This is a genomic window from Azospirillum sp. B506, assembly GCF_000333595.1.
GTDB lineage: Bacteria > Pseudomonadota > Alphaproteobacteria > Azospirillales > Azospirillaceae > Azospirillum.
Map to the genome: position 1 here is coordinate 1 of NZ_BADK01000787.1, position 8,488 is coordinate 8,488.

Annotated in this window: 8 protein-coding genes and 1 pseudogene; 5 read left to right on the plus strand and 4 right to left on the minus strand. The window is 68.8% G+C overall.

Annotated elements, in window-relative coordinates:
* A partial coding sequence (locus tag I71_RS24735; RefSeq protein WP_042699919.1) for an adenosine kinase occupies positions 1-970 on the minus strand: 970 nt, incomplete at its 3' end.
* 196 nt (positions 971-1,166) lie between these two features.
* Between I71_RS24735 and I71_RS24740 the strand changes: the two genes are divergently transcribed.
* Both I71_RS24740 and I71_RS24745 read left to right on the plus strand, forming a co-directional pair.
* Positions 1,167-1,862, plus strand: a complete 696-nt coding sequence (locus I71_RS24740; RefSeq protein WP_042699921.1) for an EI24 domain-containing protein — start codon at positions 1,167-1,169, stop codon at positions 1,860-1,862.
* A 152-nt stretch (positions 1,863-2,014) separates the two neighbouring features.
* Complete coding sequence (locus I71_RS24745; protein WP_049976317.1) at positions 2,015-2,878, plus strand: polymer-forming cytoskeletal protein; 864 nt, start codon at positions 2,015-2,017, stop codon at positions 2,876-2,878.
* 98 nt (positions 2,879-2,976) lie between these two features.
* Here the strand turns inward: I71_RS24745 and nth are convergent, their stop codons facing one another.
* On the minus strand, positions 2,977-3,612 hold the full coding sequence (nth, locus tag I71_RS24750; RefSeq protein WP_042699938.1) for an endonuclease III: 636 nt from the start codon (positions 3,610-3,612) through the stop codon (positions 2,977-2,979).
* Positions 3,613-3,906: 294 nt separating this feature from the next.
* On the opposite strand from nth, the gene I71_RS24755 reads away from it, so the two are divergent.
* On the plus strand, positions 3,907-4,398 hold the full coding sequence (locus I71_RS24755) for a hypothetical protein (protein WP_042699924.1): 492 nt from the start codon (positions 3,907-3,909) through the stop codon (positions 4,396-4,398).
* Between the two features lie 143 nt (positions 4,399-4,541).
* Positions 4,542-5,051, plus strand: coding sequence for a DUF2244 domain-containing protein (locus tag I71_RS24760; RefSeq protein ID WP_042699941.1), 510 nt, complete (start codon positions 4,542-4,544; stop codon positions 5,049-5,051).
* Between the two features lie 6 nt (positions 5,052-5,057).
* Here the strand turns inward: I71_RS24760 and I71_RS24765 are convergent, their stop codons facing one another.
* Both I71_RS24765 and I71_RS24770 read right to left on the minus strand, forming a co-directional pair.
* A complete protein-coding gene (locus I71_RS24765) occupies positions 5,058-5,534 on the minus strand; it encodes a low affinity iron permease family protein (protein ID WP_042699927.1) in 477 nt (158 codons plus the stop codon).
* A 126-nt stretch (positions 5,535-5,660) separates the two neighbouring features.
* Entirely contained in the window at positions 5,661-8,024 is a 2,364-nt protein-coding gene (locus I71_RS24770; RefSeq protein WP_042699929.1) for a mechanosensitive ion channel domain-containing protein, read from the minus strand.
* Positions 8,025-8,232: 208 nt separating this feature from the next.
* Between I71_RS24770 and I71_RS24775 the strand changes: the two are divergent.
* Positions 8,233-8,488: pseudogene (locus tag I71_RS24775) on the plus strand (hypothetical protein); the annotation flags it as partial.

Below are 8,488 nucleotides of genomic sequence, written 5' to 3' on the forward strand. Positions count from 1 at the left end.
TTCCCTCAGGCCGGGCGCCGACATGGCCGATGATCTCCGCTGCGGCGACGGCGCCCAGACGGCCGCAGACGGCCGGGGACAGGCCACGGGTGTGGCCGAACAGGAAGCCGGCGGCATAGAGGTCGCCGGCGCCGGTGGTGTCTACCACGCGGTCCACCGGCTCGGCCGCCACCTCGACCACTTCGCCGGCCGACACGATGACGGCGCCCTTCTCGCTGCGGGTCAGCGCGGCGGTCTTGCCCAGCCGCTTCACCGCCGCCAGCGCATCCTCGAATGTGTCGGTGCCGTAGAGCGCGCCGATCTCATGCTCGTTGGCGAACAGGATGTCGACATGGCGCTCCACCAGATCGACGAACTCGGCATGGTGACGGTGGACGCAGAAGCTGTCCGACAGCGACAGCGACACCTTGCGGCCGGCGGCGTGCGCGATCTCCGCCGCCTTGCGGAAGGCGTCCTTGGCGCGGGGCGGATCCCACAGGTAGCCCTCCAGATAGGTCACCTGCGAGCCGGCGATCAGCGCCTCGTCGATGTCCTCCGGCCCCAGCTCGACGCAGGCGCCGAGATAGGTGTTCATCGAACGCTGGGCATCCGGCGTGACCAGGATCAGGCAGCGCGCCGTCGGCGCCCCGCCGACCAGCGGCGCACTGTCGAAGGCGACGCCCGATGCCCGGATGTCGTGACGGAACACGTCGCCCAGCTGGTCCTTGGCCACCTTGCCGATATAGGCGCCGCGACCACCCAGCATGGCGATGCCCGCCATGGTGTTGCCGGCCGATCCACCGGACACCTCGACGCCCGGACCCATCCGGCCATACAGCTCCTCGGCGCGGGCGGCGTCGATCAGCGTCATCGCCCCCTTCTCGATGCCGTTGGCGGCAAGGAAGGCGTCGTCGGCGTGGGCGATCACGTCCACGATGGCGTTGCCAATGCCGGTGACGTCGTAGGTGGCATCGGGGGTGGACGTGGCCATGGGCTCTCCTGACAGGTCGTACGGTGAAGACGGTGTTGCGGCGCGAGTATAGCCAGCACCGCCCGCATCACAAGCGCGGCTCCGGCCTGCGTGGCTGAAGGAACGAATTACCGCGACCGGGGCTGGAACCCGGCCGCCGGCCACCGTAGATATGCGGGCGGCCGCGCGCCTTTCCCCAACCGTCCACGGACCGCCGATGATCCGCGCCCTCGTGCTTGCCTTCACCCAGCTGTCCGACCCCCGCGTGCGCCGGGTGGTGTGGATCGGGGTGTTCGTCTCGCTGCTCGCCTATGGCCTGCTGGCGGTCGGCGCGTCGTGGGCACTGTCAGCGACGCCACTGACCGGCTATGGCTGGGTCGATGCCACCATCGACCTGCTGGGCGGCCTGGGGGTGCTGGTGCTGGCATGGCTGCTGTTCCCGGCCACCGTCGGCACCGTGTCGAGCTTCTTCCTGGACGAGGTGGTGGAGCGGGTCGAGGCCCGGCATTACCCCGCCCTGCCCGCCCCGCGCCATGCCGGATGGCTGGAGGAGCTGGCGACGGCGCTGCGCTTCCTGCTGCTGGTGCTGGCGGTCAACCTGCTGGCCCTGCCGGTCTACATCTTCGCGCCGGGCCTGAACCTGATCGTCTTCTACACCGTCAACGGCTATCTGCTGGGACGGGAGTATTTCGAGATGATCGCCCACCGGCGGATGGACCGCGCCTCCGCCCGCGCGATGCGGCGTGCCAGACCGCTGAAACCTTTTTTGGCCGGGGTCGTCATTGCCTTCCTTTCCACCATCCCCTTCGTCAATTTGCTGGTCCCGGTCGTGGCCAGCGCCTTCATGGTTCATGTCCTACAGTCCATGTCGGCGCCCCTTGCGGCCGGCCGGACGACCGTGATACGCCGCTAGGCGGCACGGCCCTACACCGTCGCCTGCCCGGAAACAGACCGCCCGGAAACCGACTGCGGCGACCGCCTTCCCGGCGGTGCGCACCTTAGTAACGGGCCTCTCGGCTTCCAGGCCATCCCGCCACCCGAATGTCCAGATTGGGGGAACCGCTCATGCTGTTCGGACGAAAGACACCGCCCGCCGCTCCCAAGGCCGACAGCCCCGTCCCGCCGCAGCCGGGTGCCCGTCCGTACACCCCGGGCGAGCCGGGCGCCGTCTCGTCGCCGCTCGCCTCCCTCAACAATCCGGCACCGACTCCGGGAGCGGGACTGCCCACCCATGGCGGCAATCCGATTGCGGCCGGGGCATCCGCCCCCAGCATGGCCCACGCCCTGGCCGACACGCAGACCGCCTCCCCGGCCTATCCCGACATGCCTTCCGCCTCGAAGGGACCCGACATGAACAGCATTCCCAAGCCCCCGTCCGCACCGTCCGTGCCGGGTGCCGGCTTCAAGCCCGACGTGCCGCGCCGGGTCGTCGACATGCCGGGCGCCACCCCGCGCCAGCCGTCGATCCCCGTCGCCGCCCCGGCCGCCCCCATCGCCCAGGCCCCCGTTGCGCAGGCCCCGATCGTCCCGGCCGTGCCGGAGCAGCGCCGCCTGACCGTCGGCCGCGACATCTCCCTGACCGGCGAGATCGGCTCCTGCGACGTGCTGGTGGTCGAAGGCACGGTGGAAGCCAAGCTGCGCGAAGGCAGGCTGGTCGAGATCGCCGAGTCCGGCCTGTTCAAGGGCTCCGTCGACATCGAGGAGGCCGATATCGCCGGCCGCTTCGAAGGCGACATCGCCGTCCGCGGCCGCCTGACCGTGCGGTCCACCGGCAAGATCACCGGGTCGATCCGCTTCGGCGAGCTGGCGGTCGATGCCGGCGGCCAGCTGGTCGGCGACATCCAGATCTACAGCGCGGGGTCCAAGCCCGCCGCCACTCCGGCCGCCCAGCCCCAGGTCGAGCAGGTGACGGCGGCCGAGGCCGTCTGACCGTCTGCAGCGACCGGCACAAAGCGCGAAACGCCCGGCTGGCTTCCGCCATGCCGGGCGTTTCGCGTTTCGGCCAGGGTGATCGCGGCCAGGGTCATTCAGGCGATGATCTTGTCCTTGAAGGCACAGAGGTCGGCGACCGGGCAGACCGGGCAGTCGGGCTTGCGCGCCTTGCAGACATAGCGGCCGTGCAGGATCAGCCAATGGTGGGCATGGCGGCGGTACAGCTTCGGCACCGCCTTCAGCAGCTTCGCCTCCACCGCGTCCGGCGTCTTGCCCGGGGCCAGCCCGGTGCGGTTGCCGACACGGAAGATGTGGGTGTCGACCGCGATGGTTTCCTCCCCGAAGGCGACGTTCAGAACGACGTTCGCCGTCTTGCGGCCGACGCCGGGAAGCTGTTCCAGCGCCTCGCGGTCACGCGGCACCTCGCCGCCATGACGGTCGATCAGCAGTTCCGACAGGCGGATGACGTTCTTGGCCTTGGTGTTGAACAGGCCGATTGTCTTGATGTACTGCCGCAGCCCCTCCTCGCCCAGCGCCACCATCTGCTGGGGCGTGGTGACGACCTGGAACAGCGGACCGGTCGCCCTGTTCACGCCGACATCGGTGGCCTGGGCCGACAGGACCACGGCGACCAGCAGCGTGTAAGGATTGACGTAGTCCAGCTCGCTCCGGGGTTCCGGGTTGGCGGCGGACAGGCGGCGGAAGAATTCCTGGACGGCGGCGGGCTTCATGGCCCCCACCATAGCCGCAACGGCCGTGCTTGCGCCAGAGGCGGAGCGGATCATGACGGCGGAGTAACAGTCAGCGGCGAATCGCAGACCAAACTGCAGCGTTGCGTCGCAATTTGCGACAAACCTCCCAATAGGTGACGGCAATCCAACAGAATTGGTCGCACGAAGATCGCTTTCCGGTCCGGTCATCTGTGGCGTATGATTTGCTGGCTGCCAGGACACCGTTTGAACGCCTGCAAGTGAACCGTGGATCACCCTGGTTGTGGCGTTCGGATCGGATAAGGGTATTTTTATATGACCGCGTCTTATCTTGTGGAACTGAAGGACTGGGGCCTGCATGTCCGGTTGCAGGGCACCCTGTCGCTGGAACAGCGCGATACCGTCGCCCGGCAGGTGCAGAGCCACTGCGCCGCCCTGGGCGCCCGCGGCACGCCGTGGAGCACCCTTGTCGAGTTCGACCGATTCGAAGCCGAGGGATTCCGGCCGGAAATCGTCATCGCCCTGATGAAGCTGGCGCGGACCTGCGGCCAGTTGCGCTGCGCCGTGGTGATGAGCGATTGGGACTGGGCTTCGGTGATGGCAGAGGCGATGATCGCCGCCGGTATCGACGACCAGGCGCGGATCTTCGTCCTGGCCGAGGGTCTGCAAGCCGAAAGCGGCCTGGACGGGGACCTTGACGGCGGACCGGCCACCGATTTCCCCGGAGCCAATTTTTCCGGGATGGACAGCGCCATGGCCTGGGTCCTGAGCGGCGGCGTGGTGCCGATGGTGTCGAAGGCGGCATAACCCCGCTTTCCCCACGGTTTTTTGCCGGGCGCCGCCGGGTTAGGATGGCCGCCATGCCCATCGACATCTGCGGTCCCCCGCCCAATGAGGCTCTGCCCGACGGCCATTCGCCCGCGGAAAGCGGCGGAAGGGGGTCCGCGCGCGTGTTTTTCGATGCGATTCTCCATCCGCACCGCAGCCTGGGCCGCACCGGCTTCCGGGTCCTGATGGCGGCGGTGGTGGTGATGAATCTGATCGTCGCCGGCATCTTCGTCGCCCATGGCGCATGGCCGGTGGTGCCGTTCTGCGGGGTGGATGTGCTGGCGCTGTGGCTGGCCTTCCGCGTCAGCTACCGCTCTGCCCGGCAGTATGAACGGGTGTGTCTGACCGAAGCCGCGCTGACGGTGCAGCGGGTCCACTGGAAGGTGCCGGAGCGGCGCTGGTCCTTCCATCCCTATTGGCTGCGGATCACCCACAACGAACCCGCCGACCATGACCGCCGCGGCCAGGCCGGTCAGGTGACGCTGAGTTCGCACGGCCAGTCGGTTGGGGTCGGATCCTTCCTGTCGCCGGATGAGCGGTCCGCCTTCGCCCGGGCGCTCGACGACGCGCTGCGTTCCTGGCGCCGCCCGCACAGCCATCGTCCCCCCTGCCCGCCGACACCGGCCGCATAAGGCTGTCTACCGCCGGCCATGCTTGCGACCGGCCGGATCGGGAAGGCCGCGTTCGTCCAGTTCCTCGTCCACCTCGCGTTCCACCGCGCGCTCCACCTTCTCGTCGATGCGGTGGTCCAGACACTCGGCGGTCTTGGCAAGCTTCTCGAAGCTTCGCTTCACCTTCGCCAGTTCGGTTTCCGGCATCTCCTCCACATCGATCATCCCGTTGCGGGCGGAATGGGTGACGCGGATCAGCTCGTCCAGCTTCAGGTGGATGGCCTGGGTGTCACGGTTCTGGGCGTTCTGGATGATGAACACCATCAGGAAGGTGACGATGGTGGTGCCGGTGTTGATCACCAGCTGCCAGGTGTCGGAGAAGTGGAACAGCGGACCGGTCAGCCCCCAGATCAGCACGACCGCGAAGGCGGTGACGAAGGCGACCGGCCGACCGGACTGACGCTCCATCCAGCGGGCGAAACGGGAAAAGGCATCGCTGAGCATTCTGCCGCAGGCTCCGGCTTATCGGACGTACATAAGGAAACGCCCGGCAAAGCCGGGCGGTTCCATCATCCCTGGTCTGGCAGCCTGTACTTTGGATCAGGGCCTTTGCCGTCAGGATCCCCCCAGTCAGGATCCTTGGCTCAGCGCTTCCGCCAGCGCGCGGTCCTGCAGGTTCTGGCCGACGACCAGCTGCATCGACTGGGTCGGCATGGCGATGCCCAGCTCGTCGAACTTCTTCTTCAGCAGCCGGTTGAACTCGCGGCTGACACCCCACTGCCGGGTCGGGCGTGTCTTGAACTGGGCCAGGATGATGATGCCGGTGTCGGACAGCTTGTCGACGCCCAGCACCTCCAGGGGGGTCAGGATGTCGGCGGCGAACTGCGGCTGGGCCTGCACCTCGGCACCCGTCTCCTTGAGGATGGCGATGATGCGGTCGGGGTCCTCGCGGTTCGACACCGTGACGTTGAAGGCGGTGACCGAGAAGTCCTTGCTCATGTTCTTCACGGTGGTGACGGCGCTGAAGGGCACGGAATGGACCGCACCCGCCCCGTCGCGCAGGCGGATGGAGCGGATGGAGATCGCCTCCACCGTGCCGGAATGGCCGCCGCCGACATCCACCACGTCGCCGACCGAGACCGTGTCCTCGAACAGGATGAACAGGCCGGTGATGATGTCCTTGACCAGGGTCTGCGATCCGAAACCGATGGCCAGACCGACGACACCGGCACCGGCCAGCAGCGGTGCGATGTTCACGCCGAGTTCGGACAGGGTGATCAGCGACACCATCGTCACCAGCAGGATCAGGAAGGCGTTGCGCAGAAGCGGCAGCAGCGTGCGCATGCGGGCGCTGCGTTCGATGCGGGTACCGTTCCTGTCGGTGGCGCGCAGGAAATGCTCGATCAGCGCGCTGACCACCTCCCAGGCGACGATGGCGCCGGCCAGCAGCAGGCCGATGGAGATGGCGCTGCCGACGATGCGGCGGCCTGCGGCCGACTCGACAAGGCCCAGCGTGTCGATGCCCCAGCCGTTCAGCGCGGCGCCCAGCGCCACCAGCCAGATGACGGCCTTGCCGATGCGCTGGACGATGGGGAGATAGTGGAAGGCGCGGGTGTGCAGCTGCGGCAGGTTGCCGGCCAGCTCGCGGTTCATGGTCAGGCCGCGGCGCAGCGTCCGGTTCAGCCCGGTCACCAGAAGCCGGGCCGCCACCACCGCCACCATGGTCACCGCGGTGCCGCGGGCCAGATATTCGAAGCCGCCATAGACGTTGAGAACCCAGACGCCCAGCGTCACCACGACATAGAGGATGGCCAGCACATGCCAGATCTCGGCGAAGCGGCGGCGCGCGGTGCGCAGGACCGCCCCCTGCCCCTCCGCCTCGCGCCGGGCGGTCGCCAGCGGGTCGCCGTCGCCCGACAGCGGGTTGCCCCGCATCCAGTCGGCGACACCGGCCCGGTTCTGCAGGATCAGGGCGATCAGCATGCCGGCGATCACCACGCCCAGCAGCTTCAGCAGCGCGCCGTAGGCCCCCAGCGGCAGGCCCAGCACATAGGCCCCTTCCGCCACGAAATAGCCGTAGACCGCCACCGCGACCAGCCGGCGCGCCCAGATGTAGCAACGCCGCGCCCCGGCATCGCTGGTCTGGACCAGCCGCAGGTTGGGCGCGTCGGGCGCGAACAGCATGCGCACCAGCACCAGCAGCGCCTGGGTGATGACGGTGGCGTTGACCACCGCCAGCGCCACCAGCCGTACCCGCGGCGCCGGTTCGGTCACCGACAGGACGGTATAGGCGACGACGATGAAGCCGAGGATCGGCGCCAGATCCAGCACCGCCCGGCCGAGCAGCATCGGGATGCGCAGCAGGGTGGAGCCGACGGGACGGGCGGCCATGGCGTGGCGCGGCCGGCTGAGCAGCCAGCCGATGCCGCGGGCGGCCACCGCGCCGATGCCGAGGATCATCGTCAGCTGGATGGCGATCTGCACCCAGCGCTCGCGCGCCATGTCGTCCTGCACCTGCCGCTGCACCCAGGACACCGCCCCCGGCAGGTCGGAGAAGACGTTGGCGACCTGCACCAGCTGGCGACTGACCACATCCATCCGAGCCGCCAGGAAGGCCAGCGCGCGGGCGCCGATGGTCTGCGGCAGCGCCGACTCTCCCTCCGCCTCCTTCGCCTGGGCGAGGCCGCGCTGGGCGGTGATCAGGTTGCGCAGCTGGGTGACCAGCTGGGTGCGTGCATCCTGGTTCTCCAGCGTGCCGACCAGCGCCTCCAGCTGCTGCACGGTCGCCTCGTCCACCACCACCGGCGCGGCGGCGGGAGCGGCGGCCCCGGCGGCCGGGGCTGGGACGGCGGCGGGGGCCGGCGAGGCGGCCAACGCGGCGGGTCCCGGCCCGGCGAGCAGACCTGCGAGCAGCAGGACGGCGAGGCCGCCGAACAGGAACAAACGCCAAGCGCGTGCGAACGGGGATGCGGCGGGCGCTGCGGACCGGATCATCGGCAAATCACTCGGGTGGTCTCGGAGATGGCGGCGAAAGGCGGGGCGGCGGAACAGGGCCGGTCGGCACCCTGGCGTGGAACTGTGGCTCCAATATGCCGGGTTTCGGGAAATTAGTTCTCCCGCTTCCGCTTGCCAACCCGACTGTCTGTTCCTTTTTTAAGCGGGCCCCTGCCGGAAGAGCCGGAATCGGAGAAAAGGACGAGCCATGAACGACACACCCGCAAAACCGGAGAAGGATGCGGACAGGGCCACGGGGCCGGATCCCGGCCAGGAGGTGGAGAAGGAGGGCGCCGTCCGCGACAAGCTGGTCGCCACCAAGGAGCAGTGGGCGCGCGACGGCCGCGCACTGACGGGCCATGCCGCCGACCCGGCGCGCGAACGGCTGCCGCCCGGCCAGCGTCTGGTGACCGACTGGCCGGTGCTGGGACCTCGGCATCACGCCGAAGGTGACGACGCCCAAC